This window comes from Desulfovibrio sp. MES5, from assembly GCF_002237645.1.
In the GTDB taxonomy this organism is placed as follows: Bacteria; Desulfobacterota; Desulfovibrionia; order Desulfovibrionales; family Desulfovibrionaceae; genus Desulfovibrio.
The window spans coordinates 20,302-46,378 of record NZ_MJUZ01000020.1; the positions used below are offsets into that span (position 1 = coordinate 20,302).

19 protein-coding genes are annotated in these 26,077 nt (G+C 58.8%); 3 read left to right on the forward strand and 16 right to left on the reverse strand.

What is annotated here, in order from left to right:
- Window positions 1–1,924: 1,924 nt before the first annotated feature.
- The 16 genes from BCS36_RS06695 to BCS36_RS06770 all read right to left on the reverse strand — a co-directional run bounded on the left by BCS36_RS06695 (window position 1,925) and on the right by BCS36_RS06770 (window position 20,220).
- On the reverse strand, window positions 1,925–3,256 hold the full coding sequence (locus tag BCS36_RS06695) for an HD domain-containing protein (RefSeq protein WP_291302130.1): 1,332 nt from the start codon (window positions 3,254–3,256) through the stop codon (window positions 1,925–1,927).
- A gap of 469 nt (window positions 3,257–3,725) precedes the next feature.
- Entirely contained in the window at window positions 3,726–4,895 is a 1,170-nt protein-coding gene (dsrP, locus tag BCS36_RS06700) for a sulfate reduction electron transfer complex DsrMKJOP subunit DsrP (RefSeq protein ID WP_291302131.1), read from the reverse strand.
- A gap of 12 nt (window positions 4,896–4,907) precedes the next feature.
- Window positions 4,908–5,690: a sulfate reduction electron transfer complex DsrMKJOP subunit DsrO gene (gene dsrO, locus BCS36_RS06705; RefSeq protein ID WP_291302132.1), complete on the reverse strand. Its 783-nt coding sequence runs from the start codon at window positions 5,688–5,690 to the stop codon at window positions 4,908–4,910.
- Window positions 5,690–6,070 carry a sulfate reduction electron transfer complex DsrMKJOP subunit DsrJ gene (dsrJ, locus tag BCS36_RS06710; protein WP_291302133.1) on the reverse strand — a complete coding sequence of 127 codons (381 nt, stop codon included), beginning with the start codon at window positions 6,068–6,070 and terminating at the stop codon, window positions 5,690–5,692. Before dsrJ ends, dsrO begins: the two co-directional genes overlap by 1 nt.
- Window positions 6,071–7,714 (reverse strand): sulfate reduction electron transfer complex DsrMKJOP subunit DsrK, encoded by a 1,644-nt coding sequence (gene dsrK / locus BCS36_RS06715; RefSeq protein WP_291302134.1) that lies wholly within the window; start codon window positions 7,712–7,714, stop codon window positions 6,071–6,073.
- Window positions 7,715–7,726: 12 nt separating this feature from the next.
- Window positions 7,727–8,746, reverse strand: a complete 1,020-nt coding sequence (dsrM, locus tag BCS36_RS06720) for a sulfate reduction electron transfer complex DsrMKJOP subunit DsrM (protein ID WP_291302135.1) — start codon at window positions 8,744–8,746, stop codon at window positions 7,727–7,729.
- Between the two features lie 121 nt (window positions 8,747–8,867).
- On the reverse strand, window positions 8,868–9,401 hold the full coding sequence (locus BCS36_RS06725) for an RsbRD N-terminal domain-containing protein (protein ID WP_291302136.1): 534 nt from the start codon (window positions 9,399–9,401) through the stop codon (window positions 8,868–8,870).
- Between the two features lie 617 nt (window positions 9,402–10,018).
- A complete protein-coding gene (locus tag BCS36_RS06730) occupies window positions 10,019–11,059 on the reverse strand; it encodes a hypothetical protein (RefSeq protein ID WP_291302137.1) in 1,041 nt (346 codons plus the stop codon).
- Window positions 11,060–11,754: 695 nt separating this feature from the next.
- Window positions 11,755–13,026 (reverse strand): sulfate adenylyltransferase, encoded by a 1,272-nt coding sequence (gene sat / locus BCS36_RS06735; RefSeq protein WP_291302138.1) that lies wholly within the window; start codon window positions 13,024–13,026, stop codon window positions 11,755–11,757.
- 348 nt (window positions 13,027–13,374) lie between these two features.
- Window positions 13,375–13,767 carry a hypothetical protein gene (locus tag BCS36_RS06740; protein WP_291302139.1) on the reverse strand — a complete coding sequence of 131 codons (393 nt, stop codon included), beginning with the start codon at window positions 13,765–13,767 and terminating at the stop codon, window positions 13,375–13,377.
- A 228-nt stretch (window positions 13,768–13,995) separates the two neighbouring features.
- Window positions 13,996–14,535, reverse strand: a complete 540-nt coding sequence (locus BCS36_RS06745; protein ID WP_291302140.1) for a single-stranded DNA-binding protein — start codon at window positions 14,533–14,535, stop codon at window positions 13,996–13,998.
- Between the two features lie 41 nt (window positions 14,536–14,576).
- Window positions 14,577–14,915 carry a hypothetical protein gene (locus BCS36_RS06750; RefSeq protein WP_291302141.1) on the reverse strand — a complete coding sequence of 113 codons (339 nt, stop codon included), beginning with the start codon at window positions 14,913–14,915 and terminating at the stop codon, window positions 14,577–14,579.
- Window positions 14,916–15,100: 185 nt separating this feature from the next.
- A complete protein-coding gene (locus BCS36_RS06755; RefSeq protein ID WP_291302142.1) occupies window positions 15,101–15,751 on the reverse strand; it encodes a biotin attachment protein in 651 nt (216 codons plus the stop codon).
- Between the two features lie 484 nt (window positions 15,752–16,235).
- Complete coding sequence (locus BCS36_RS06760) at window positions 16,236–18,485, reverse strand: acetyl-CoA carboxylase carboxyl transferase subunit alpha/beta (protein ID WP_291302143.1); 2,250 nt, start codon at window positions 18,483–18,485, stop codon at window positions 16,236–16,238.
- 15 nt (window positions 18,486–18,500) lie between these two features.
- On the reverse strand, window positions 18,501–18,788 hold the full coding sequence (locus BCS36_RS06765; protein ID WP_291302144.1) for a DUF1847 domain-containing protein: 288 nt from the start codon (window positions 18,786–18,788) through the stop codon (window positions 18,501–18,503).
- Window positions 18,789–18,801: 13 nt separating this feature from the next.
- Window positions 18,802–20,220, reverse strand: a complete 1,419-nt coding sequence (locus BCS36_RS06770; protein ID WP_291302148.1) for a biotin carboxylase N-terminal domain-containing protein — start codon at window positions 20,218–20,220, stop codon at window positions 18,802–18,804.
- A gap of 297 nt (window positions 20,221–20,517) precedes the next feature.
- Between BCS36_RS06770 and BCS36_RS06775 the strand changes: the two genes are divergently transcribed.
- The 3 genes from BCS36_RS06775 (at window position 20,518) to BCS36_RS06785 (ending at window position 25,984) form a co-directional block, all read left to right on the forward strand.
- The gene (locus tag BCS36_RS06775; protein WP_291302145.1) at window positions 20,518–21,432 is read left to right on the forward strand and encodes a purine-nucleoside phosphorylase; all 915 of its coding nucleotides are present in this window, start codon (window positions 20,518–20,520) and stop codon (window positions 21,430–21,432) included.
- A gap of 56 nt (window positions 21,433–21,488) precedes the next feature.
- Window positions 21,489–23,318, forward strand: a complete 1,830-nt coding sequence (typA, locus tag BCS36_RS06780; RefSeq protein WP_291302146.1) for a translational GTPase TypA — start codon at window positions 21,489–21,491, stop codon at window positions 23,316–23,318.
- 620 nt (window positions 23,319–23,938) lie between these two features.
- The gene (locus BCS36_RS06785) at window positions 23,939–25,984 is read left to right on the forward strand and encodes a cache domain-containing protein (RefSeq protein ID WP_291302147.1); all 2,046 of its coding nucleotides are present in this window, start codon (window positions 23,939–23,941) and stop codon (window positions 25,982–25,984) included.
- Window positions 25,985–26,077: the final 93 nt, after the last annotated feature.

Here is a 26,077-nt window from a genome sequence, read left to right on the forward strand (position 1 = left end):
AGATATCGATGTGGCGAGGAGTTTCCGCAGTAGGGGCTCAGGGACAGCCAAGTGGGGCTTGTCCTTTGAGTGGTGATTGTTGTGCCCTGCGGGCTAGAAGGCTTTTTTCCCTGTTGTTTTGACCGCCTGCGCGACAGCGGCGAAGTGCAGGGCTGCGGGGCTGGCGCTCTGAAGAAGATAAAGCAGGGCTTGTCTTTTGAGAGGCAGTTTCTGTGCCCTGCGGGCACGGGGGCTTTTTTCTTACTGTTGTTTGGGCCGCCTACGCGGCGTGCGGCAAGGCGGGGCCGGTTATGGGGCTGCGCCCCCTTCTCGGCCCCCTTTGCATCCCCCCCGAAGCACCCCGCTGGGGCTTTCCCGTTTCCGCCACTCCACGAGGGCTGCGCGGCTTTTGCTCCGGGAGCTTCCTCGCTGCGCTCGGCGATCTCCCTGCGCGCCGCGCAATGCCAATCTCTGCCTTCACTATGGATGAATAAATCTGCGCACTTCGGTAATTGCGGAACGTTTAATACCAAAAAGCCAGCTTCATGAGCAACGTGTCCAGGCTGTTGTTTATGCGGGAAACTAGCAGCTGCGCAAATAAATTGCACTTGTGTTTTCATGCGGATGTCATTTCCTACCGTTACCGGAGCATTTCTGGGTGAAAATACTCTGACTGCACAGGCACGTTATTTTCAGTAAATGCGGTTTCTCATACAGGGACGGAATGTTGCCGGGGGCTGCATCATAAAGAACCGATGCCGACATGTCGGCGAGGTTCGTACGTAGCCGCGCGCTGCGCAATCGTCCCAAACAAAATAGAAGTAAAACCTATGTGGCCACAGGGCATTAGCCACGCATCTCAAAACCAGGGCAAGGTCCAAATCCTTCATCGCAACGTGTCTTACCTGAACAACAGGGCGTCGTTCTTGAGATTTCACGCAGCCAACGAGACGTCCTCACCGGTCTTTCATTCAGTGTGAAGGCGCATGATGGCATTGCGCGGCGCGCAGGGAGATCGCCGAGCGAAGCGAGGAAGCTCCCGGAGCAAAAGCCGCGCAGCCCTCGTGGAGTGGCGGAAACGGGAAAGCCCCAGCAGGGTGTTCCGGGGGGAGTGCAGAGGGGGCCTCGGAGGGGCGCAGCCCCTAACAGGCCCCCATCTGCCGCCCGCCGCGCAGGCGGCCCAAACTAAAGAAAAGAAAAGCCTCCGTGCCCGCAGGGCACGTTCACTTCAATCGAGCGACAGGCCAAAAACTTGAAAGTATGCTGGAAGCACTGCCGGCCGCGCAGGCGGCCCAAACTAAAGAAAAGAAAAGCCTCCGTGCCCGCAGGGCACGTTCACTTCAATCGAGCGACAGGCCAAAAACTTGAAAGTATGCTGGAAGCACTGCCGGCCGCGCAGGCGGCCCAAACTAAAGAAAAGAAAAGCCTCCGTGCCCGCAGGGCACGTTCACTTCAATCGAGCGACAGGCCAAAAACTTGAAAGTATGCTGGAAGCACTGCCCGCCGCGCAGGCGGCCCAAACTAAAGAAAAGAAAAGCCTCCGTGCCCGCAGGGCACGTTCACTTCAATCGAGCGACAGGCCAAAAACTTGAAAGTATGCTGGAAGCGCCGCCCGCCGCGCAGGCGGCCCAAGCTAAAGAAAAGAAAAGCCTCCGTGCCCGCAGGGCACGTTCACTTCAATCGAGCGACAGGCCAAAAACTTGAAAGTATGCTGGAAGCACCGCCCGCCGCACAGGCGGCCCAAACAACACAAAAAGGAAAGCCACCGTGCCCGCAGGGCTCACACATTTCAGTCAATCAACATACCCCAAAATAAAAGCACGCCGGAACCGTCATCAGTTCTCGCTTCGTGAAGGATCAAAGCGAAAAATAAAAGGCCGTCCCATATTTCAGAGACGGCCTCAACAGTCACACAGTCAAACTAACGACGAACTTTCCTCAACAATTACCCCACAGACTTCCGAGCGTATTCCCGCACAAAAATAACCGCTGAATCCAGGTCCGTGACCTCTCCGGCGATCTGCGCCTTGAGCAGGGCATCACGAATAACCCCTACCTGCGGGCCGGGCGACAGCTTGGTTTCGCTCATGATCTCATTGCCGTTGAGCAGAGGCTCCAGCATCTGCTCGGGCGTTTCCGCGCGGTCCAGATACTTCATATTGTGGTTGAACGAGGTGGGGATGCCGTCACGCGCCTTGAGGTCCGCCCGCGCCATGGCGATAAGACGGGGGTAATCGTCCAGCGCCTTGAAGCGGCGTATGCCCCTGTCCGTCATCATGAAGTGGAAGCGCATGTGATTGCGCACAAGGTTGCACAAAAGGTCGATGTCTTCCTGGGTAAAGTGCAAGCGGCGCAGGATTTTGCGCGTCACCTTGGCGCCGACGCGGTGGTGCTGGTAGTAGGTCCACAGGCCGTCATAGTATTCGCCGGTGTAGAGCTTGCCAACATCGTGAAAGAGCATGGCCATGGTGCCCAGCCAGTCGTAATGAAAATCCTCTTCGGGATAGCGCTTCATGCACTCGAGCGTGTGTTCGAACACGTTTTCGGTGTCGCCTTCCTTGTTGCGCATCTGCGTCAGGCAGGAGAGCGACGCCACTTCGGGGATAAGCCCCTGAAGGATATGGGCGTCAAACAACAGGCGGACGAAGCGGTGCATGTTTTCGGCGGCAACCTTGCGCCACTCATCCATAATGTCGGTGGCGGGCACGTAATCAAGCACGCGGCTGGAGGCACGGATAATGGCCAGCCAGGTGTTGGGCTCAATGGGCAGGTCAAAGTTGGCGGCAAAACGCAGGGCGCGAACAGCCAGCAGATAGTTGTGGCGCAGGGTCTCATCCGGCAGGCCGGTGAGGCAGATGGCTCCGCCTTTGATGTCTTCAAAACCGTCATACACGTCGTTGCTGGGTTCGGGCGTATTAAAACCCGTGAGGCGCAGCTTGAGGCGCTCTTCCGGGCTCATGAGATCGATCATCGTGGGCGTGATCCTGACCAGCGACAGTTCGGGGTGTCCGGCCGCAGCCACTTCAAGAGGATAAAAACGGTATGTGACGCCGTTTTCTTCCATAACGGCCAGCGCACGGCTTTCAGAGGTGGCCGTGGCTTTGGGAAAGAGCTTGAACAGGGTGTCCATGTCCGGCTCGCAGGCAATGTCCACGGCCAGATGGTTAGCCTTCTGGAGCAGATGTTCCTGCAAGGGGGCATTGATGACATGCGCGTCATAGCCGTTGCGCAAAAAAGTTTTGCAAATGGTTATGGCGTCTTTAAGCGCTTGCTGCATCGTGATCTCCTTGCAAATAATGATGACAATGGTCTGTACTATGCCTTTGGGGAGCAATGAAAGTCAAGCATGCCGCCTTGTTGAGCTTCTGAATTTGGGCACATGCCAGCAGCCTTGACGCCGTTTGCGTCCGGGCCTGTACAAAGACTTTGCCAGATTTTCGCTTTGTCTTGGGCCGTATCCTGACCGGTCGACTCTGCAAATATACAGTCGCACGGCGTATGGCATCCTGGCTGCGGCCTTGTACTGTTTAGGACTGCAGCAGCCGCCCCCCCGTCGTGTGCGCAGGCGGTTAAAGCTGTGCTGGCTTTTCCACGCCGGGCGTCCGCGTAGGCGGCTCGCTCTGGTTCCGGCACACACGCTCTGATAAGAGAATTTTATCACAATTGGATGGTATAGGAAAGCCCCCGTGCGAACACGGGGGCTTTGGTAACGGTTTTTTCACCGTATGGCCGACCTCGCGGTCAACCTAGTCGTGCATGTGGTTCACTTCCATCTTGACGCCAAGAGCGACGCGCCACAGCAGGGAGAGCACCAGAGCGCCGACGCCGTAGACGCCGAGAGCAACTGCGATTTCCTTGGCGCTGGGCATGTAGGGCGTGAAGGCTTCAAACATGTTGGGCGTGAAACCGGCCACCAGCAGGCCAAGACCCTTGTCGATCCAGGAGGCCAGCACCAGCATGATGAGGGCGATGGGCAACAGGCAGGGGTTTTCGCGCAGCTTGGGCGGAATGAGCAGGGCCAGAGAGGCAAAGGCCATGATGACAGCGCCCCACATCCAGTAGCTCACCCAGGGCAGATGACCTTCGTGCCCGAAGAAGAGGAAGTGGATGGGTTCTTCATGGCCGGGAATGCCGCTGTAGAAGGCGGTGAAGATTTCCAGCAGGTAGAAGAACACGTTGATGCACATGGCGTACACAATGATGGTGGTCAGGGTTTTCACGGCTTCCTTGCCGGGCTCGAAGCCCGTCAGTCGGCGCAGCACCATCATCAGCAGGAGCAGGATGGCAGGACCGGAGCAGAAGGCCGAGGACAGGAAGCGGGCGGCCATGATGGCGGTGAGCCAGTAATGGCGGCCGGGGATGCCCGCGTACAGGAAGGCCGTGACCGTATGGATGGAGAAAGCCCACAGGATGGAGATGTAGATAAGGGGCTTGATCCATTTGGGCGGCTCAATCTCGTGCCTTTCGGCCTCAAGCGTGACCCAGCCGATGATGATGTTCAGACCCAGGTACCCGATGAGCACCATCATGTCGTAGAACATGACGGAATGGGGCGAGGGGTGAAGCATGACGTTGAGCATGCGCTGGGGCTGACCAAGGTCCACCACGATGAAGAGCGCGCACATGACCACGGCCGCGACGGCCATGAATTCACCAAAGATGATCATGCGTTTGAACTTTTTGTAGTGATGGAAGTAGGTGGGCAGCACCAGCATGACGGCCGAGGCCGCCACGCCCACGAAATAGGTGAACTGCGAAATGTACAATCCCCACGAAACGTCACGGCTGAGGCCGGTGACGGAGAGACCGTTCTGCAACTGATCGAGGTACACAAGGCCGCAACCCGCGATAAGAACCAGCAGGAAGATCAGCCACATGTAGTAGGTCTTAGGACCGTCGAGCAATTTTTCAAGCATGGCCTGTTCTCCCTAGATAAGGTAGTAGACGCCGGGCTGGGTGCCCAGGCTGGGCTTGCGGCGAATACTGTAGTTGGCGGCCAAAGCCTGGCGCACCGTTGAATTGGGGTCTTCCAGGTCGCCGAAAAGTATCTTGCCATTGGCCGCTTCCACGCAGGCGGGCAGCTTGCCTACGGCAAGACGCTCGGCGCAGAACGTGCACTTCTCCACCACGCCGATCATGCGCGTGGGGTACTCGGGATTGGGCACGGGGTTGGACAGGAACTTGCGCGGGTCTTTGAAGTTGAAGGAACGCGCGCCGTAGGGACAGCCAGCCATGCAGAACCGGCAGCCGATGCAGCGGTGGTAGTCCATGGCCACAATGCCGTCTTCCATCTTGTAGGTGGCCTGTGTGGGGCACACGCGTACGCAGGGCGGATTGGTGCAATGGTTGCACAGCAGCGGATACATGGATTCGCGTGAGTGGGTGTTCAGGTGCGCGTTCATGTCGTCAGGGAAGACATGGGCGTAGCTGTCCAGCCAGAACCACTTGATTTCCTGGTTGCCGGGAATCTGCGGTACGTTGTGGAAGGCGTGGCATGCGTCGCTCAGGGGCTTGTAGTCTTCAGGGCCCTTGAACTGGCGCGTGTCGATGACCATGGCCCAGCGTTTGGCATGCAGCGCATTGGCCGCGGGCTCATACTTGCCGGGGGCAATCTGCGCCTGGGCAACGCCAGACAGGGCAGCCATGCCGCTGGTAAGGGCGAAGGCCGAAAAGCCCGCCACTTTCAGAAAGCTTCTTCTGCTCTTGTTCATTACTTGCTCCCCTGGGGAATGATGTGGCAAGTCCAGCAATAGGGATCAACGCCGTTAGCCGTATGGCACTTTTCACAGAATCCCTTGTAGTCATTATGACACTTCAAGCAGGTATTCTGGAGGCTGATGTTCCACTTTTTGCCGCTGGTGGCCACATAGACGCGGTTTTCCTTGCGCAGGGCCTCGTCGCGCCATTCATTGAGCAGGCGCATGTGCTGGTCGCGCATGAACTGCACGTCCTCAATGCATTCCTTTTCGCCCTTGGGCAGCTCAATGCCGGTGCTTTTGTAATCCTTCCCCATCATGCTCAGCCAGAAAGGGGAGGTGAACAGGGCCACAAATACTATGATCCCAACGATAACTGCTTTGGCGTTATACATTTATTGGCCCTCCCCCTGTGCTTCGGGCGCGTCCTCGTCGTCCACCACATTGGGCAGGTCTTCCTGACGCAGGTCCATGGTGCGCTTGCCTTCGCCCTTCATGACAAGGGCGTTGGCCACCAGTTCATGCAGGCCGCTCACATTGACGCCCGGCGCCCAGTAATTGGCGAGCGGGGGCAGGGTGGCGCGGTCAATGGCGCAAACGCAGGCCATGTGATTGACACCGTACTTTTCCTGCACAAAGCGCAGGGCGTTGCCGCGCGGCATGCCCGCGCGCATGCGCAGTTCCATGATTTCTTCAGTGTTGAGGCCGGAACCGGCGCCGCAGCAGAAGGTTTGCTCACGAATGGTGTTTTCGGGCATTTCATGGAAGTTGTTGCACACGGCTTTGAGCACGTAGCGGGGCTCTTCCAGCAGGCCCATGCCACGGGCCGGGTTGCAGCTGTCGTGGAAGGTGGTGATGATATGGTCGTTACGGCTGGGATCAAGATTCAGCTTGTTGTGATGAATGAGGTCAGCCGTAAATTCCGCAATGTGCACCATCTTGGTGGAGGCGGCATTCTTGAACACCGTGCCCGTAATGGGCGACACGGGAACTTCCATGCTGGCCGGGGCAGGGCCGTTGTAGGTGTCCATGTATTGGTTGATCACGCGCCACATGTGCCCGCACTCGCCGCCGAGAATCCACTTGGAGCCCAGGCGTTCGGCCTCGGCGTACATCTTGGCGTTGAGCTTCTTGGCCATGTTGAAGGTGGTGAAGGAACCGAAGTTGCCGCCTTCAGATGCGTAGGTCGAGAAGGTGTAGTCCAGGTCAAGCTCGTGGAAGAGCATGAGGTAGCCCATGAAGGTGTAGATGCCGGGGTCGGCAAATACGTCGCCGGAGGGCGTGATGAACAGGATTTCGTGGCCCTTTTCGTTAAAGGGCGTCTTGGGACGGATGCCGGTGATGGTTTCGCAGTCATCGGCCAGCATTTCCACGATTTCCACAAAGGAGTGGGGCTGGATGCCAAGGTGGTTGCCCGTGAAGCTGCAGTTTTTCACAGGATCCATGATCCAGTGGGTGCCGAGGCCGACTTCATGCAGCAGTTCGCGCACGATGGCGGTGATTTCGGCGGTGTCGATGCCGTAGGGGCAGAAGAGCGAGCAGCGGCGGCACTCTGTGCACTGGTAGGCGTAGTAGAACAGTTCTTTGACTACGGCCACGTCCCAGCCACGGGCGCCGACCTTCTTGCCAAGAATCTTGCCCAGCATGGTGTAGTCGCGGCGGTAGAGCGAGCGGAGCAGCTCAGCGCGCAGCACAGGCATGTTCTTGGGATCGTTGGTGCCAAGGAAGAAATGGCACTTGTCGGCACAGGCGCCGCAACGCACACAGATGTCCATGAACAGCTTGAGCGAGCGGTGTTTTTCAAGCCTGTCGGCAAAGGCGTCGCACAGGATTTGTTCCCAGTTTTCGGGCAGGTTCCAGTCCTCGGCGGACGGATCCCACTCGTGGGGATTGGGCATGTGCAACAGTTCCATTGTGTCTTTCTTGGCCGGATAGCAGAAGCTGCCCGGCGTAAATTCCGGCTTGACGTCAAGCCAGTCTTCGACCGGGAATTCCGGACGGCTGGCGACAAGCATTTGCGGCGTAGGTAATTTTGCCATGATGAAGACTCCTTACTCGGCGGCCTTTTCGGGTTGCTTATCCAGCGGCAGCCCGGCTTCAGCCATGGCGTCGCGATAGGTATCCTCGTACTCGGCATAGGTGAAGTACTGCTTGGGCGGATTCCAGGGGTTGATGTGGCGGACCCGGCGGGAATTGTTGGCCAGGTTGCGCGTGGGGCTGAAGAACACGCCCGGCATATGCATGAGCTTGGAGAAGGGGAAGTAGAGCAGCAGTACGCACACCAGAGTAAGGTGGGTGAAGAAGAGCGCGTTAATGCCGGCAGTGGTCACGGGGGCAAAGTGGGTAAGCCCCATGACGAAAATCTTGACCTGGGCTATTTCGGTCTTGTCAAAATACCGAAGGCACAGGCCGGTGCTGATGATGCCTGTGATGAGCCACAGCGGGAAATAGTCGTTGAACAGCGAGATGTAGCGCAGGCGCTTGTCATAGATGCGGCGGCCAAGAAGAAAGAGCACGCCCACCAGCACCAGACCGCCGGTCATGAAAAAGCGGGGCGAGCCCACCTGCATGATGCCGTCGATGGTTTCGAGAAACTTGATACAGGAGGGGATGGGCTCCATGAAAAAGCGGAAGTGCCGGATGAAAACCAGCAGGAAGCAGTAGTGGAACAGCAGGGCGAAAACCCACAGCCACTTGGAAGAAAAATAAATGGTACGCGGTCCCTTGCTGATGGGGTCGTTTTCGCGCACATCGGCTACAGTGTTGCGGAACAGCGAACGGAAGAAAAACACTTCCAGAAACATGCGACGCACCACGTCCCAGGTGTTGCTGGGACAGTCGATCCGGTTGGGCTTGATGAAATCAAGCGACACTTCCTGCCCGCCCGTGGTGGGGATGCAGAAAGGCACGGGCGATTTGGCCCAGTACACCATGCGCCAGATAACACCAGCGATGAAGACGACGACTGCCACATAAGGCAGCACAACGCCGAACAGAGGCGCAAGCCCTATGGCCGCTCCCGCCCAGGCGGTGGCTCCTATGAGCAGCACCAGCAGTAATGAATTGAACATTCCCTACCTCACTTCCACTAAAGTTGCCTCAAAAGCCCACCACGGGATATTGAGAAATGCCTGGACCGCACGCCTGAAAAGCCCGGCAAGGGCAAGATGCCGGGCAGAAAACGTGTGGATTTCAGCGTTCGTCAACCGGATGCGGCGAGCCGCCTTCCAGCTTTTGCGCCCAGCGCGCCAGTTGGGCGTGCTGGTTGCGAATTTCTGTGATGCGCAGGTTGGCCAGAACCTCGCGAGCCTCCGTGTACATGTCGAAGGCCAGCAGGGTCAGGCTGTCCAGGCGCGACTCGGCTTCCATATATGGCGCCACATCGCCCAGAGCTATGAACTCGGGCAAGAGGTGCTCGCGCAGAATGGGCTTCATGAGAAAAAATACACCCAGACCCTGACTTGGAGAAAATTTTTGCACGGCGCGCAGCCTGATGAACCTCTCCAGAGCCTGCTTGGTCTGGGCGGGGTCAACGTGTTCACCGGCCATGGCGTCGTACAGCGCATCGGCCGCTTCCTTGGTCATGTTGGCGACAGGATTGCTGAACGGGTCTTCGCGGGTACGCAAAAAACCCGTCGTTTCAAACGGGTAGGTGTTAAAAACCTCTTCAGCCCAAAGGCGAACGATTTCACTTTTGCGCTCTCTGAACAAAGCCTTTGCTTTCATGCCGCCCTCATGCCTTACGGGTAAGGCTGTTTCATATAAAGTGGAAGAGTAAAGGGCGTCAAGCCCCTTTACCGCTTGTCTGCGCTACTTACGTTATTTTTTGCACAAAGTTGTCTTGCGCCGCACTTGTGCATGGGGTGGCTGCCCATCCCTAACAGCGCCCATCACCTTTGCGCCTGTGTTGCCATGTCGCTATTATTGTTACAACAACGCGCTCCGGGCCTGACGCGGCAAAACGCACAATGCCGCGCACCCGGCGTACCGGGCAGTTCCGCCGCGATTCTTCTGGCGGAGTACCTCCGGGAATGTCCATTCCCGGTGGTTGCGGCATGCCGTGACGCCTTCCGGGGGTTAGCGGCATGCTCTTTACGCCTGTGAGCCGCCTGGAAATCCTGTGCGGCTGCCCTGTGTGGTTGCCCTGTACGCCTACCCGTGCGGACTCCCTGAGTCCATACCCGGCGCGGGACAGGCAGCGTGGATAAACAGTGCGCATATCCTGGGACCTGCCCCGCAGTGCCCCGCGTTGACGCTTTTACGTCGAACGCCCGCTCCCGCAGCCGTCAGAACAATCGTAACGTGCCGCTACTCCCATACCGTCAGGCGGTCAACTGCCCAACCTACTCAGGGCAGGGGGCAGGGCCGCCGCACTGTCCCGCTATCTGCGGTTCCAGCGGCAGCACGTCGCTGGCGTTGCCCTGCGGTCTTTGCGGGGCGGCCGCGCCTGCGCCGCCCGTCATTCCTGCGCCGGTCATGCCGCCAGCAGGTATGCCGGAGTTGGCGGCAGGACCCGCTGCCCCACGCTGCCCGGAGCTCTGGCCCTGCTTGACCAGCATCGAGGGCAGGCCGTGGTATTCAAAGAAAGGCACTGCATGGGATCCCGCCAGAAATACGTGGGATTTGTTGCGCAGCATACGGAAGCGCAGCCACATCATGTCCAGGCTCCAGTTGGCGAGGCCGCCTGGCGCGGTCACGTTTTGCGCGCGCGTCAGGGCTTCTGCCATGCTGTCTCCCAGGTTCAGCCTGTGCAGCATGTGGGCCACGCGGTATACGTCCGTGTCATTTTCCGCCAGGGGATAGAAGGCCACGTCCACATGGCCGGAAAGACGGGCGATGCCTTCACGGCAACTGGAGCAGGAAGGCGAAAAATACATATGCACGGAGGCTTCCTGCCCATTATCGGTAATGGCCCAGACATTGGCCTGCGATTTGGCCACAGCGCCCAGATTGACGATAAAGAGCAGACCCCAGACAAGCAAAAGCGCCGAGCGGCCCACTTTTGCGGAGCGGCTGCGCGCAGCTGCCGCCTGACGAAAGCTCGAATAGGTAAGGGCAAAGAAAATGGCCACGATGAGGCAGCTTACGCAAGGTGCGGTGAGGGCCATGACCAGCAGCAGCGCCACATCACCCGCGAGCGCCAGGGCAGCCAGGCCCCGGCCCCAGTTCGCCGCGCCGAGCAGGGCCAGAAAGCTCAGGACAGCAAAAGCGCCTGCGCCGAGCCACCACAGTGAAATGCCCGCCACGGACGTATCTTGATATAATGAGCAGCCAGCCGTTACGCACAGATTGACCTCGTTGCCAAGGGCGCTCCATGCGCAGAATGCCGCGCCCAGGAGGGCAAGGCACAAGGCGCCGGTAACGATTTCGTGGGATCGGTTCATGGACCACCTGTAGATGGGTTTGAGCGGGAACCGCCTGTGCACGCACAAAGCGCAGGCCTTTGGTGGCCCGCCCGCCGGAACATTCGGGCCGCCCCTTCATGGCAGCCAGCAACGACTTCTATGCCCGAAATGTATCATTTAGGTATAGGCTTTTTTTTGCCTCAGGTAAAGCGCGGGCTGCTCCAAACGGTGCTGCCTGGCAAAAATGCGGAAGGGCATCACCTGGGTGTGGCCGTAAGGATTTTTTGGCAAAAATGGCGGTTCGTTAGCGCAGGAGCAAACAGCATGCAGGCATGAAGGCGACCCCGCATCACGAGTGCAGGGCATCTGCACCACATGGGGGACGTGGCGGGAGCGCCCGGGAGGGGCGCGGCACTGTGCGCAGCAGCGCGGCAGGGGAAAGCGGAGGCGTAAAAGCCCTGCGCAAAAGGCCTGCGTAAAAAAACGCATAGTGCACACGGCAGGGGCACGCGGCACTGGGAGGCCGGGAGCACAAACGCTCCGTGCAAAAGACCTGCGCAAAAAAACGCATAGTCCACGCGGAACAGAGGGCACGCGAAATAGGACACGCGACGCAGTATATGCGCTGCAGGGAGGCTGCGCGACAGGGGAAGGCCATGCATCTGGCAACGGCACTGCGGCAAAACAAAAGGACGCCCTTGCGGGCGTCCTTTCGCGTTGTGACTGCGGCGTCCTTACATGGTGGAACCAGAGGCGGCACGCTGCATCTTGACTTCGACTTTTTCGGTAAGGCTGGAATAGTACTCACGCAGGATGGTGAGAACTTCTTCACGACCGAAGTGATCCGGCACTTCCGCGCCTTCGGAGAGCATCTTGCGCAGCTTGGTGCCGGACAGGATGACGCGATCATCTTTGCCGTGCGGGCAGGTGCGCATGCTGGCCATGCCGTCGCACTTTTTGCAGTAGAAGGTCCAGTCGATATTCAGGGGGTCGCAGAGCAGGCGCTTGCTGGGATCAGCAGAGGCAGGCATCTTGCGGAAGATTTCCTGGGCTTCGAACATGCCGTAGAAGTCGCCCACGCCAGCGTGGTCGCGGCCAACCAGCAGGTTGTTGATGCCGTAGTTCTGACGGAAGGTGGCGTGCAGCAGGGCTTCACGCGGGCCAGCGTAGCGCATGTCCAGGGGGTAGCCAGCCTGGATGACGAAGTCTTTCACGAAGTACTTGTCGACCAGGGTATCGATGCAGCGCACGCGCACTTCAGCGGGGATGTCGCCGGGCTTCAGGGAGCCCACCAGGGAGTGGATGACCACGCCGTCGCACACTTCAACGCCGATTTTGGCGAGGTATTCATGCGAGCGGTGCATGGGGTTGCGCAGCTGCAGGGCGGCAACCTTCTGCCAGCCGCGTTCGTCCATCTTGGCGCGCAGCTGGGCGGGGGTCATGTAGACGCCGGGGAACTTTTCGGGGAATTCGCCCTGCGAAAGCACTTTGACGGGGCCGGCGATGTTGAATTCTTTCTGGGCCAGAACCATTTTCACGCCGGGGTGATCTTCGGGAGCCACTTCCCAGAACTTTTCAGAGTCGGGGCCTTCGCCTTTGAAGACCAACTCGCATTCCAGCTTTTTGTCGGCTTCAGTCATTTCATAGACTTCTTCGACCTTCATGGTGGCCATGATTTCACCCTTACGGACCAGAGCCACTTCTTCGCCAACCTTGAGGGACTTGGCTTCAGCAGCGGAGACATCCAGGGTCACAGGCACGGGCCAGAAGGTGCCGTCGGCGATGGTCATTTTTTCGCACACGCTCTTCCAGTCGGCCTTGTTCATGAAACCGTTCAGAGGCGAAAAGCCGCCAATGCCCATCATGATGAGGTCGCCCTTGGCGCGGGAAGAAATCTCGATCTGCTTGAGGCCTGCAGCCTTTTTCTTTTCGTCTTCCAGGGCCTTGCCTTCAAGCAGGCAACAGACCAGACCCTTACCGCCGTGAGGAGCTACCAATTTGGACATCGCGAAATCCTCCGTTTTTTTGTTATGACAGCCTCCCCCCGTGGCATCACGTTGACCGGAATGGGAAGGGCTTCTTTCAGACATCATCTTGTGAATAATCTAACAAAAAGTCAACTACCTCTCGCAACTTTTCCTGACAACACCAACAAAAATATACGAAAAGGCGTTGATCCCCGCCGAAAATCCTAATTACCATCATACTGCAAGTTTTTTAAAAAGAGAAGCCCCCCGGCTGGAAAAAACGCGCAAGACTTCACCTCTGACGGGGAAAAAAACGCGCGCGAGCAGTGATGATATCATGGCGGTTTTTCATAAGATTTTGCCACTGCTGTAATAAGGTTTGCCCTGCTAACATATTAATATTGTAATAAAAAATTCATATAAAAAGAATGATGCCGCAGCAGGGCGCGCCGGGGCAATGAACACGCTGATTCTGGCCTTGCATGATGCGAAACAGGCGATGGCGCTTTTTTTCGCAATCTCCATGTTCAGACGCACATTGCGTGATGAATGGGGGCATTGACGGCATGTTGGCGCATTTTGCGGGAAGGCCGAGCCTGCATGGAACGACAAACGGTCGGAACCTGACGGCTTCGCCCTCGGGCCGGTTACGCTGGCTGTATAGGGGGCTGCCTGAACCTTGCGGGCGCAGAACTGGCTCCAACGCTCTGCCAGAGCATTTACCAGTTGTAACGCTCGCCCACGATAGGCAAAAGCCTGGTTATTCGGATTTCGCGTCAAGGCTTTTCAGGGAAATCCTTGCAGAGCAGTTAATTCATTTCATTCATAGCTGCGCCAAAACACAATGAAGGTTTTTTGGGGGGGGCGGGGCGTGAGGGAGGAGCCCTTTTGCAAAAGGGTTCCCCCTCCACAAAGCTGTGCAATGGTGCAATGCGCTAACAGAAAAAAGGCCGAAACCTGACGGTTTCGGCCTTTTCATGACAATTCAAACTGCAATGGCTGGTCGGCCTAGAAGGGGACATCATCCATATTGGAAGCTTCGGAGGGAAAGGCCGGGCCAAGGTCTTCATCCATCCCTCTGCGCCCGCCCTGGCCGCCGCCCTGCGGCTGCTGTCGAGCGCCTCCGCCCTGACCGCCGCGCGGGGCATTGCTGCGGGGAGCGGCTGCAGGCGCGCCGTAGTCTTCTTCATAGCCGCGACCGCCGCTTTCACGCGGGGCGTCGCCCTTGCGGTCGAGAAACTGGACACGCTGGGCCTTGATTTCAGTGGTGTAGCGGTCCTGCCCCTGCTGATCCTGCCACTTGCGGGTCTGCAGGCTGCCTTCCACAAAGACCAGGCTGCCCTTGGTAAGGTAGTTTGCGCAGTTTTCCGCCTGACGCTGAAAAACGGATACGCGGTGCCATTCCGTGCGGTCAACCTTGTTGCCTTCACGGTCTGTGTAGGATTCGTCAGTAGCAATATTGAGGCTGGCCACGGGCGAACCGCTCTGAGTGTAGCGCAACTCGGGGTCGCGGCCCAGACGGCCGATAATCATAACTTTATTCAGCATGCGAATGCTCTCCGATAATATACTGCGGCGTTCAGGGTACGTCAGGCTACAAAAGCCTTTTCCAGAGTATCCAGCACGTCTTCCAGTTTGTCACTCAAAATGTTGGCCTCGCGGGGCTGCCAGTCAGCCAGGGCGTTTTCCAGCGCCTGCTTGAGGCGGGCGGCTTCTTCAATGCCGGGGCCCATGGCCTTGCGCCTTGCCTCGGACCAGGGCAGAAACTGCAGTCCTTCATGCAGGGCGCGCACCATCTCAAGCACGCCGTGTTTCTCGTGCTTGATGGGCACGCTGAAGGCCAGTTCCGTCAGTCGGGGCCACAGTTTTTCGAGCAGGTCTTCGTTCCAGGTCACGGCAGTGACACGTATTTGCAAGGCTTCGCCCATGATGACCCTCCGTGTTGTTGGCTGGCTTGTTGCAAGGGGGCGTCTGCCCGTTCAACCCCGGGAATGTGATTCCAAAAGGGTTCGGCATGCCCCTTGCGGCGCGTAACTGTGCGGCTAGCCGGGTTTGCGCCTTTGCGGCGCAGCCCTGTCGTGTGGCCTTAAGGGCAATTTCAACATGAAATTGCCTAGTCTTTTTCCGTCCACTCCGTCTGCACGCGCATGATCACGTCCTGAATGGCGGGCAGCTGGTCCTTGGGGCACACGCCAAGAAGGGGCGCGCCAGCGTCCATGTTGTCGTTGATTTTGAAGTAGACTGCGTAAATCACGCCGTCAGGCCCCGAATAGTTGAGGGGAACCTCACGCTTCATGCGCGACATGATGAGCAGCTCCATGCCGTCGCGAACAGCCACGGACTGCGCATCTGCCGAGCGGATTTTTTTGTCCACATCGGGGGTGAAGTAGTATTTGGCGCGTTCGGGCGCACGGAACAGGTGCAGGGTCTTTTGCAGAATGATGCTCTGCACTTCATCCTTGGTCAGCATGTGCCGCAACACCGCCAACGGGGTTCCGGCCTCCACGAACTGGCCCTCAAGGTTGCTGTGCACAACGCTCACCTCGCCTTTTTCAGGGGCGCAGATGGGCTTGGGGTTGCGTTCGCGTTCAAGCGTGGCAATAAGAGTGCCGGGCTTTTCCTTCCACTGGCCCTGAGGGCCGACTGCCTTGTCGCCCTGCTTGAGCCCCGCGAATGTGACCCGGCCCGTGTGCGGGGTGCGGATGACGATTTCACGGTAAGGAGAGGCTTTAATTTCGTCCAGTAGCGAAGATATATTAATCATGCTTGGTCCGTTATATGCTTGGCGCGTAAGCCGCCGGGGCGGCGCGGGCGTTCGGGTTCTCTTGTGGCGCGCCCGGTGGGCGCGCGTCCTTTCGTGTGCCTGCAGCGATGCGGCGGAGCCTCACAGCCTACCGGTAATACAGGTTTCTGCCGCCGATGGTGAGCAGAGCGCGGCAGGTCTTAGGCCCGCAGGGCCTTAGAGATGGCGACAGTGACTGGTCACGCATCAGCATCATTACACCACCGCCTACCGGTAGTACAGGTTTCTGCCGCCGATGGTGAGCAGAGCGCGGCAGGTCTTAGGCCCGCAGGGCCTTAGAGATGGCGACAGTGGCTGGTCACGCATCAGCATCATTACACCACCGCCTACCGGTAGTACAGGTTTCTGCCGCCGATGGTGAGCAGAGCGCGGCAGGTCTTAGGTCCGCAGGGCCTTAGAGATGGCGACAGTGACTGGTCACGCATCAGCATCATTACACCACCGCCTACCGGTAGTACAGGTTTCTGCCGCCGATGGTGAGCAGAGCTTGCTTGAGGTTGGCCCGAACCTGCCTTCGGTCCCATATGCCCTGAATGTGGCCGCGTGACAAGGCGCGGTACGAGCGGTGGTACTTGGGCGGAATGTCCATACCAGTGGTCTCCTTGATGACGCCGGGACCGGCAAAGCCGATATTGGACGAACGCACGGCGAACTGGTAGGGCGAGCAGCCAAGAAAGCTGGCCACAGGCCCGGCAAAGGAGTTGGTGTCGTACAGCACCATGTACAGGCCGCCGGATTCAATGTAGCGGCGAACGGCCACGGTGCAGCGCGGCATCTGTATGACGCCGTGGGTGCCTTCCTGAATGCGTATGCCCGCCGTGCCATGCACATAGGCCAGGAAGGGATAGCGTTTTTTGGCGGCACGCTGGGCGGCTTCCACAAACTTGTAGCCCTCGGCGGCGCCGACGGAACCGCCACGGAAGGTGCCCATCAGCATGGCCACCACCATCTTGGTATTGTCGATGCGCGCTTCAAAGGTCATGCAGCCGCTTTTGGCTCCTGTCTTTTTTTGCGCATCGCTGACGCGGTCGCTGAAGCCAGGGAAGTCCAGCGGGTTGCCCGCCTCGATTTCACTGTTGAATTCAAAGACCGAACCGGCGTCAAAGACGTTTCTCACATACCATTCCGGTTCCATCGGGAAGTGGTAGCCGCAATGGCTGCATACGCCCGCGAACTCGGCAAAGAGATCCGGCCCCCACAGGTCAAGGCAGCCGTATGACGCGCTGTTGGGGCAGGTGACCGTGCGGTCAGTCCTGTAACGCGGGGATATGTAGTTCCACTTGAGACGGCGCGAATCGTCCGCCCAGGTAGAAAGGGCCATGAGTTCCTTGGCCTTGCTGTCTTGCTTGGTGGGCAACTTGCGGGTGAGCTTGCGCCAGGGGGCCAGCAGGCGCGCCTTGAACACTTCCCACTCGTTGTCCATTTCTTCTACAAAGGTGCGGATGCGCCTTTGATGCTTGCGGTAGAAGTCGTACTTGAAGCTGACCCAGGGTTTGGAGATCCAATCCCAGGCAGCGCCCACCACTTTGGTGACGAAGGGCCTGCGGTCACGCGCGGCCTGACGTGAAAGGCGCAGAAATTTTTGCTGCCGCCGTTCGCGCAGGCAATCCTTGGCGTTGGATGAAAGACCCCAGCGGGTATACATTTCGTCCAGGTTGGCGTCGGGCTTGCGCAGGCGCGAGAGAGCCAACCCCTTGAATATTGGCATCTTACGGGTGGAAACCACCACCTCGTCGGTGGCGCGGATGACTTCCTGCCGCAGGTTGCGGAAAAAGTCGAAGTGCCAGGGGCGCGCGCCCAGGGGCGGCTCCTGCACGATGCGGTCAATGTAGCCGAACTTGAGGTTGTCCTGAGCTGTGATCTTGAGGTTCTGTGCGCAGTGCTCAATGAGCTCGGGGGTGGCGCGCTCCCCCGATTTGAGACGTCCCTCAATGGCGGCGGCCCCTTCGGGCGAAATGACCGAATAGTAGCCGTGCGAAAGCATGAGCCTTTTGTCAGCGAGGCCAATGGCCTCGGCGCCGCCCGAGCCGCCCTCGGAGATCACGGCAATGACGGGAACCCGCAAGCCTGCCATGCAGTAGATGTTGCGGGCAATCTGCTGTGCCGCGCCCGGGTAGTCCTCGATGGGATAGGAGCCGGGCGTGAAGATGTACGCATGAATGGGTATGCCCTCGGTTTCGGCCACGCGCATGTATTGCTGCGCCTTGGCGTTGCCCCAGGGCTTGACCGAGCCGCCGTTGCGGAACTCCGCGCCGTGGCCCTTTTCCTGCCCGATGACCATGACGGACTGGGTATAGGTTTTCTTGCCGCGTCGCCGGGTGATGACGGCGCGGGCGATGAGCATGCTGGGGTCGAGGCTGTGTTCGTCCTGTCCGCCGACTTCAGTGAAGTTGTCGTAGACGTTTTCAAGGATATCACGCAGGCAGACGCGCTGCGGATGGCGCACGATGCGCACCTTGTCCATGGGGGTGATGCTGCCTTCAAGGCGGCGTTCCACATAGGAGAAAAGGTCTTCGACCGTGGCCAGCTCTGCGTAGGGGTCTTCAATTTCCCCCGCCCGGACGCGGGCTGCAAAGGAGGTGAGCTTTTCTTCCAGCAACTGGGCGTTGTCTTTGTGTTTGCCGGCGAAAATGTCCACCAGGTAGCTGAGCCTGTCGCGCAGGCTCTGGATGCGTTTTTCTATGTTGTTATCCATGACTCGCGTGTGCCGCTAAACGGGTGTTTTAAGGTAGTTGGAGTAGGACGAGTGCAGAGCGGCCAGCGGGTTGTTGCCGAGCATGCGGTCCTTGACGGCCAACACTGTGGCGAGTGCGTCAAGGCAGCGCATGGCAAGGGTATCGTGGGCGACGCACAGACCGAGCAGAACATTCAGTTCCACACCAGCTTCGTTCATGATCTTGGCCTGCAGCACCGGATTGCACATGGTTCCCGTCATTGCGGGTTTGTGCAGGCGCCTGGCCTCAAGCCCCAGAGTGGCCTTGGACACGGTGTCCATCATGCATTTCCTTTGGTCAAAAGCGGAGGATACGTCCGGTATTGACCGCTAAAAAATTGACATTGGACTTCAAGTCTTCGCCCGCGCCGTTGTGTCCCTCAAGACGCAGGTCATGCAGAAACTCAAGACCACGGGCCTTGGCTTCCTCCAGGTCCTTGCCCCAAATGATGGCAAGAGCCAGATTTGGATCGAATTCTGTAGGAATTTCATAGGGTTCTTTGGTTGGCACATGGGTGAGCATGGTCAGCCAGGGCTGGTCGCTCCACTGGAAGCGCTCTATACGCCCGACCCAGGGGGTAAAGTTATTGTCGGGATCCTCGGCTATAAGGCGGTATTCAATGCCCACGCCGTCAAAGGCAATGTCGGACTGGCTGTAGCCCAGGGGTTCGCCAAGCCCAATGCGGATCTGCTCGGCGATGATGTCCACATTGCCCTGTCCCTTGACCTTTGAAATGCGGGCAGACACGCCGTTTTCCACCTGGATGCGGGTGTTGACTTCCATAAGGAAGGGTTCGCCCTTGCGGGTGACGATCCACTCCCAGGTGCCCACGTTGTCATAGCCCACCTTGCGGGCCATGGTGAGGGAATAGTGGACGATGTCGGTAAGCACCTTGCCCGCGTCAAAAGTATATTTGAGCTCATTGGGCACAAAGCCGGGGGCGACTTCAATGCGCTTTTGCAGGCCGGTGGACTGGATGGAGCAGTTGCGGGTGCCGAAATGCACGGGGTTCAGGCCCGACCTGTCGGAAACCACCTGTACTTCCAGGTGGTTGAAGTCGGTAATGCGCTGTTCGATAAGCACGCCCTCGTCCTTGAACTGGCGCAGCGCATAACTGCGTATGCGGCGGTAGACGGAGCGGAACTGATCGGGGTCATACACTTCTTCAATGCCCATGCCGCCGCCGCCAGCCGAAGCCTTGACAAGTACAAGGGGCCTGCTGATGCCCTGCTGGGCCTGAAATTCAAAAATGCTCTTGGCAATGCGTTCAGCTTCCATCTCGTCATAGATGGGGCGGTCAGAACCGGGCACCGTAGGCACGCCAAGGCTGCGCGCAAGGCGCTTGGTGTTGATCTTGTCGCCGAGTTCGCGGATTATTTTCCACGAGGGGCCGATAAAGATGAGCTTGCGGTCGCGCTTGGCAACGCGGCGGGCAAAACGGAAGTCTTCGGCAAAAAACCCATAGCCGGGGTGTACGGCGGTGCAGCCCGCCTCATCGGCCACGGACATGAGTTCGTTGGCGTCATGATAGGAAGAGACGCGGAAAAGGCTTTTTTCTCCCCCTTCTTCCTGCGCAAGGCGCACATGCCCCGAAGCCGCGTCTTCGGCGGTGAAAATGGCGGTAAAGGCCACGCCCAGCTTGCGGCAGGCTTTCATGATGCGAATGGCGATTTCGCCCCTGTTGGCTACCAGAATTTTATGCTTTTGCAGGGGGATGGTTTCCTGAGCTTTGTCCAAGCCTGTCTCCGTATGCAGCGCCGCAGGGGCGCAAATAGTTGTTGTCTGTTTATTCCGGGCAGTCGTAATGACGGCGAGCCAGGAATTGAGTCGAGTCCGCCTGTTAGTCCTTGTAGGACAGGGCCGGGCGGGATATACAGAGTTTGTATCAAACGAGCATACGCACTTTCCGTGTGAAAATCCACACGCACGGTTACAGTGCAGGCGAAAAAATCGCGTATCCCTGCGGCTGTAGGGGGGCGGTTTTTCCGCCAGATCAGAATCAGGAGGGATAATATGCAAAATTCGCAGGAAGTCCAGTCGGCGACAGCGGCTCTACGCGCGGCTTTGGAGGCCGCCAACTGCACCTTTTCACAGCCTGCCGGCATGCGTAACATATCTTGCGGCTCTGCTGAAAATACTGCCTCGCCCATAGGGCTCATACTGGGCACCGGCCTTTCCGGGCTGGCGGACAGGCTCGCAGAGCGGGTGGCTGTACCCTATGCCAACCTGCCGGGCTTTCCCGTATCAAGCGTGGACTCTCATGTGGGCGCTTTCGTGTGGGGGCGGTTTCCCACGGCCTGCGGCGGGGATGACGATGCGCCGGGTCGGCCCGTGCTCATCCAGCAGGGGCGGTGTCATTTATATGAAGGGCGCACTCCGGCGGAAGTGTGCATGGGCGTACGCGTAATGGCGGGTATGGGCGTCAAGACCCTCATCATCACCAACGCGGCCGGGGCGCTCAACCCCACCTTTGACGCCGGTTCCATCATGTGCATGACGGATTTTATCAACCATACCGGGCATTCGCCCCTGGTGGGCTGTAATTGTGACCAGTGGGGGCAGCGTTTCCCCGACATGAGCATGCCTTTTGACGCGGAGCTTCGCGCCCTGGCTATGGAAACCTCGGCCAAGATGGGCCTGCGGCTTGAGCGCGGCGTGTATATCGGCGTGCACGGGCCGGAAATGGAAACCCCGGCCGAGACGCGCATGTACCGGCAGTGGGGGGCCGACGCCGTTGGCATGAGCACCGTGCTTGAAGTTATCGCCGCGCGTCATATGGGCATGCGTGTGCTTGGCCTGTCCTGTCTTTCTAATAAAAATTTGCCGGACTGTATGACCCCGGCTCCTTTGGAAGAAATCATTCTTGTGGCTGCTCAGGCAGGCAAAAATCTGGGACGTCTCATACGGGCAATGGTGACAAAACTCTGAAAAATGCGTACAAGCGCTGCCCGGACACTTTTTTTCTACCAAAAGGCAAGCGCTCTATGCAGCACAATGAATCTCTTCGCAATGTAGCCATTATAGCACACGTTGACCACGGCAAGACCACCCTTGTGGACGCACTCTTCAAGCAGGGCGGCGTTCTTCGCGCTGGCCAGCAGCTTGACGATCGCGTCATGGACAGTATGGATCTGGAACGCGAGCGCGGCATCACCATTGCCGCCAAGAACTGCGCGGTGTCGTGGAACGGCGTCAAGATCAACATCATCGATACGCCTGGCCACGCTGATTTTGGCGGCGAAGTGGAACGCTCGCTCTCAATGACCACGGGCGCGATCCTGCTGGTGGACGCCTCTGAGGGGCCGTTGCCCCAGACCCGCTTTGTGCTGCGTAAAACCCTTGAGGCCGGGCTGCCTGTTGTGGTCGTCATCAACAAGATCGACCGCAAGGACGCCCGCCCGCAGGAAGTGCTCAACGAAATTTACGACCTTTTCATCGACCTTGACGCCAGCGAGGCGCAGCTCGAATTTCCGGTTCTTTACGCCATTGGCCGCGCGGGCGTGGCCATGAACATGATTGATGACGAACAAAAAGACCTGTCGCCGCTTTTTGAAGCCATCCTGAAGTATATCCCCGGCCCGGCGCACGACCCCGAACAGCCCTTTCAGATGCTGGTGGCCGACCTTGACTACTCCGACTATCTGGGCCGTCTGGCTGTGGGCCGCATCATGCACGGCCATGTGCAGAGCAAGGAATCTCTTGCCTGCATAGGCGAAGACGGGCAGCCCCGCCCCCTGCGCGCCACCAAGCTTCAGGTGTATGACGGTCTGCAACTGGCCGAGGTCGAAACAGCCCAGCCCGGCGACATCGTTGTGCTGGCGGGCATTGAAGACGTCACCATCGGCGACACCATCTGCACCCGCGAAAATCCGCGCGCCCTGCCGCGCATCCGCGTGGACGAACCCACCGTGGCCATGCGTTTTGGCATCAACACCTCCCCCCTGTCCGGGCGCGAGGGCAAACTGGTGCAAAGCCGCGCCATCCATGACCGTCTGGTCAAGGAAACGCTGCGCAACGTGGCCGTACGGGTTGAAGACACGGCAGACCGTGACGCTTTTCTCGTCAAGGGCCGTGGCGAATTCCAGATGGCCATTCTTATTGAAACCATGCGCCGCGAGGGCTTCGAGCTTTCTGTGGGCCGTCCCGAGGTCATCCTGCAAAAGGACGAAAACGGCAAGACGCTTGAACCCATTGAGCGCCTCTACGTGGACTGCGACGAAAACTTCATGGGCGTGGTCACTGAAAAGCTGGCCCAGCGCAAGGGCCGCATGGTCAACTGCATCAACAACGGCACGGGCCGTGTGCGCCTGGAATTCAGCGTGCCCGCGCGTGGCCTTATCGGCTACCGCGACGAGTTTCTTACGGACACCAAGGGCACGGGCATCATGAACTCCTACCTTGACGGCTATGAGGAATGGCGTGGCGATTTTCTCACGCGCTATTCCGGTTCCATTGTTGCCGACAGGGCGGGCAATGGCGTGGCGTATGCTCTCTACAACCTTGAGCCGCGCGGCATACTGTTTGTGGAGCCGGGCGACCCTGTGTACGAAGGCATGATCATTGGCGAGCACAATCGTGACAATGACATCGACGTCAATGCCACCAAGGAAAAGAAGCTCACCAACCTGCGCGCCTCGGGCAAGGACGAAAACGTCACCCTCACGCCCGTGAAAAGAATGACGCTGGAGCATGCCCTGCACTTTGTGCGCGAAGACGAACTGGTGGAAGTGACGCCCCAGTCCATCCGTCTGCGCAAGTCGGAACTTTCGGCGCAAAAGCGGTATCAGACCGCAGGCAAGCGCAAGAGCAGCTAGAGCGAGCAGATTATTTTTGAACTGCTTTGTGGGGGAGGGACCCTTTTGTAAAAGGGTCTCCTCCCCCACGCCCCCACCCCCCCCCAAACTTTTGTGTTAGAGCATGTTGCCCTTGAAAAAGGGTACACGCTCTAAGCTGAACGATAGTACAGCGTTACGCGCAATATTCATTCATGACAAAAACGGCCTTGCCGTGCGCTTGCACGGTTCTGCGCCAGAAAGGGTGCAGCTTGACCTTTGAGAACTTTTGTTCTCAAAAGGTGATCTGCCCCAGCACCATAAGCGGCTTTTGCCTTTCTTTACGATAGAGGACAAAAATCCGTCTTGTGGTCGGTTTTCCCCCGGTTTTACGCAGCCCGCCCCCCTCGGGCCAAAACACAGTGATAACGGTATTGGTGCGGCAATCCGTGCGGTGGAAGTGAAGGCTTTCTCTGCGGGTTGCCGCTTTTTTTGTTGTGAATGCGTTTTTGCAGCGCAGGCGGGGCAGTTTGTCGTCGGGATCTGGACGCGCAACGGCTGCGGCCGCCCGCTGCAGCGGACTTCTGCCCACGCAGTCACGAAGGCTCGGTCCTTATGAACGTGCGTTAATCATTATGCTCCGGGTGTGAGCGAGGTGTTGCATGCTGTGCGATCTGGATGCCCATACAAAAGCCGCTGTTGAAAAACTGGCCCCCTTTATGCCCGAAATCGGGCGCTGTCGCGCGGTGTTTTCGCAGCTTGAGCGGCAATGGACGTGGATAGCCCTTACCGGCAAGATCAACTGCAATGCCATAGCGTCCACACTGTTCGACTTCATTTTCAAAACACGCGACACCTTTGGCAACCTGCGGCATGATCTGACCGGCATGCTGGCAGAAAAACTGCTTGAAAAAGCCGTGCGCGAGATGTCGCCCGTGGCCCAGGTGGTCATGGACATCATCAAGCGCAATCTTTATGAGCGCACGGCGGACGTCAGCTTTCTGGCCACAGATGGCGAGATTGTCCGCTTTCTGCAACAAGGGGGCGGCGACGAGGCCAGCATGCGCGCCCGTCTGCACGCCTATCGCTCCAAGTACAGCGTGTACCGCGATATTCTTGTACTCGATGCGCAGGGGAATGTGCGCGTGCAACTCAACACCGCAAGGCCCGTGCACGCCTCGCGCGACCCGCTCATCGGACAGACGCTGGCCGCAACGGATTTTGTGGAAACATTTCGCCCCACAGACCTTTCCCCGGACGGGAGCGCGGCGCTTGTTTACTCGCACGTGATCCGCGCCGAGGGCGTGGCGGCTCCGCTGGGGGTGCTCTGCCTTGTTTTCGACATGGAGGGGGAGGCCGCCGACCTTTTTTCCGGCATGGCCCGCTTTGCTGATGACATGGTCGTGCTGCTGCTGGATGGGCAGGGGCAGTCTTTTGCCAGCAGCAACGCTGCGCTGGCTCCGGCGGGCCGTGTGTACGACCTTGGCGGCGATACGAGCTTTTCCATCACCGGCTTTGGCGGCAAAACCTCTCTGGCTGTTTCGCGCCCCTCGGACGGCTACCAGGGATACACAGGGCAGCCCTGGTGCGCGCAGGTGCTGCGCAGCGCGCAAAGCGCTTTTGCGGACAGACACGCGGACGGGCTCGATGCGGCGCTGGTGCGCCGTGAGGCGGATTTTTCGGCCCAGCTGACCAGCATTGAAGAACAGGCGGGCGACGTCATGGGTGATCTCACGCTGGCGGCGCTCAACGGGCAGATCATGGCAGCCCGCCAGAGCGGCAACGCGAGGCAGGACGAGCGGCACGCCGCTCAGGCCTTGCCGCCCATTCTGGACGCAGTGCGAAAAATGTGTCTGGAAATGGAGCGCGAGTTTCACCGCTTCACCAACGGCCTGCTGAACACGGTGACGGCCTCGCGCCTCAATGATGCCTCGTTTCTCGCATCCATCACCGTTGAAATAATGGACCGCAACCTCTACGAGCGCGCCAACGACTGCCGCTGGTGGGCGCTGACGCCCGATTTTCGGCGGATACTGTCGCAGTCGTCTGTCAGCAGGGGCGATCTGGCGCGGCTTGAGGGCGTGCTGGAGTATATCAACAGCTACTATACGGTGTACGCAAACCTCTTTCTGTACAATGCGCACGGCGTCATCGTGGCCTGCTCCCGGCCTGGGGAGCGCAGTCGTTATGGCGAGCAGCTCAGTGAGGATTATGTGCGCCGCACCCTGGCGCTCACGGATTCCGACGATTTCGCCGTGTCGCCCTTTCGCGTTACCGATCTTTACCAGCCGGACGGCCAGCCCCGTCCCTCCTATATCTACAGCGCGCCGGTGTTCCCCCTCGAAGGCGGTCCGGCTGTGGGCGGTATTGGCATTGTCTTTGATTCCCTGCCCCAGTTCGCGGGCATGCTGGACGACACGCTGCCCAGAGACTGCGCTGGCAAGGTGCTGGCAGGGGCGGAAGGCTTTTTTGCCGAGGCGGGGGGCATTGTGGTGGCTGCCAGCGCGCCGGGCCTGACGCCGGGCGAAAGCTGCCGCCTGCCCGACGAATGGCTGGCCTTAAGCCAGGGCCAGTGCGCCTCACGGCTGGAATCCGTTGACGGCGTTCTTTACGCCGTGGGCTGCGCCCGTTCGCGCGGGTACCGGGAATACAAGCGCGATGGGCGCTATACCAACGACGTGCTGTGCGTTATGCGCCTGCCCATTTAGAGCGGTTTAAGTTTGGAAGGTTCTGTGGGGGAGAAGGCTTTGTGGGGGAGGGACCCTTTTGAAAAAGGGTCCCTCCCCCACGCCCCCACCCCC

Excerpts from the sequence above, each read along its gene's own strand:
- BCS36_RS06725 (WP_291302136.1), bottom strand. The coding sequence starts at position 9,401 with ATGAAAGCAAAGGCTTTGTTCAGAGAGCGCAAAAGTGAAATCGTTCGC.
- BCS36_RS06755 (WP_291302142.1), bottom strand. The coding sequence starts at position 15,751 with ATGATTAATATATCTTCGCTACTGGACGAAATTAAAGCCTCTCCTTAC.
- BCS36_RS06695 (WP_291302130.1), bottom strand. The coding sequence starts at position 3,256 with ATGCAGCAAGCGCTTAAAGACGCCATAACCATTTGCAAAACTTTTTTG.
- sat (WP_291302138.1), bottom strand. The coding sequence starts at position 13,026 with ATGTCCAAATTGGTAGCTCCTCACGGCGGTAAGGGTCTGGTCTGTTGC.
- BCS36_RS06775 (WP_291302145.1), top strand. The coding sequence starts at position 20,518 with ATGCAAAATTCGCAGGAAGTCCAGTCGGCGACAGCGGCTCTACGCGCG.
- BCS36_RS06730 (WP_291302137.1), bottom strand. The coding sequence starts at position 11,059 with ATGAACCGATCCCACGAAATCGTTACCGGCGCCTTGTGCCTTGCCCTC.
- BCS36_RS06785 (WP_291302147.1), top strand. The coding sequence starts at position 23,939 with ATGCTGTGCGATCTGGATGCCCATACAAAAGCCGCTGTTGAAAAACTG.
- dsrO (WP_291302132.1), bottom strand. The coding sequence starts at position 5,690 with ATGAACAAGAGCAGAAGAAGCTTTCTGAAAGTGGCGGGCTTTTCGGCC.
- BCS36_RS06765 (WP_291302144.1), bottom strand. The coding sequence starts at position 18,788 with ATGATGGACACCGTGTCCAAGGCCACTCTGGGGCTTGAGGCCAGGCGC.
- BCS36_RS06760 (WP_291302143.1), bottom strand. The coding sequence starts at position 18,485 with ATGGATAACAACATAGAAAAACGCATCCAGAGCCTGCGCGACAGGCTC.
- BCS36_RS06750 (WP_291302141.1), bottom strand. The coding sequence starts at position 14,915 with ATGGGCGAAGCCTTGCAAATACGTGTCACTGCCGTGACCTGGAACGAA.
- dsrJ (WP_291302133.1), bottom strand. The coding sequence starts at position 6,070 with ATGTATAACGCCAAAGCAGTTATCGTTGGGATCATAGTATTTGTGGCC.
- BCS36_RS06745 (WP_291302140.1), bottom strand. The coding sequence starts at position 14,535 with ATGCTGAATAAAGTTATGATTATCGGCCGTCTGGGCCGCGACCCCGAG.
- typA (WP_291302146.1), top strand. The coding sequence starts at position 21,489 with ATGCAGCACAATGAATCTCTTCGCAATGTAGCCATTATAGCACACGTT.
- dsrK (WP_291302134.1), bottom strand. The coding sequence starts at position 7,714 with ATGGCAAAATTACCTACGCCGCAAATGCTTGTCGCCAGCCGTCCGGAA.
- dsrP (WP_291302131.1), bottom strand. The coding sequence starts at position 4,895 with ATGCTTGAAAAATTGCTCGACGGTCCTAAGACCTACTACATGTGGCTG.
- dsrM (WP_291302135.1), bottom strand. The coding sequence starts at position 8,746 with ATGTTCAATTCATTACTGCTGGTGCTGCTCATAGGAGCCACCGCCTGG.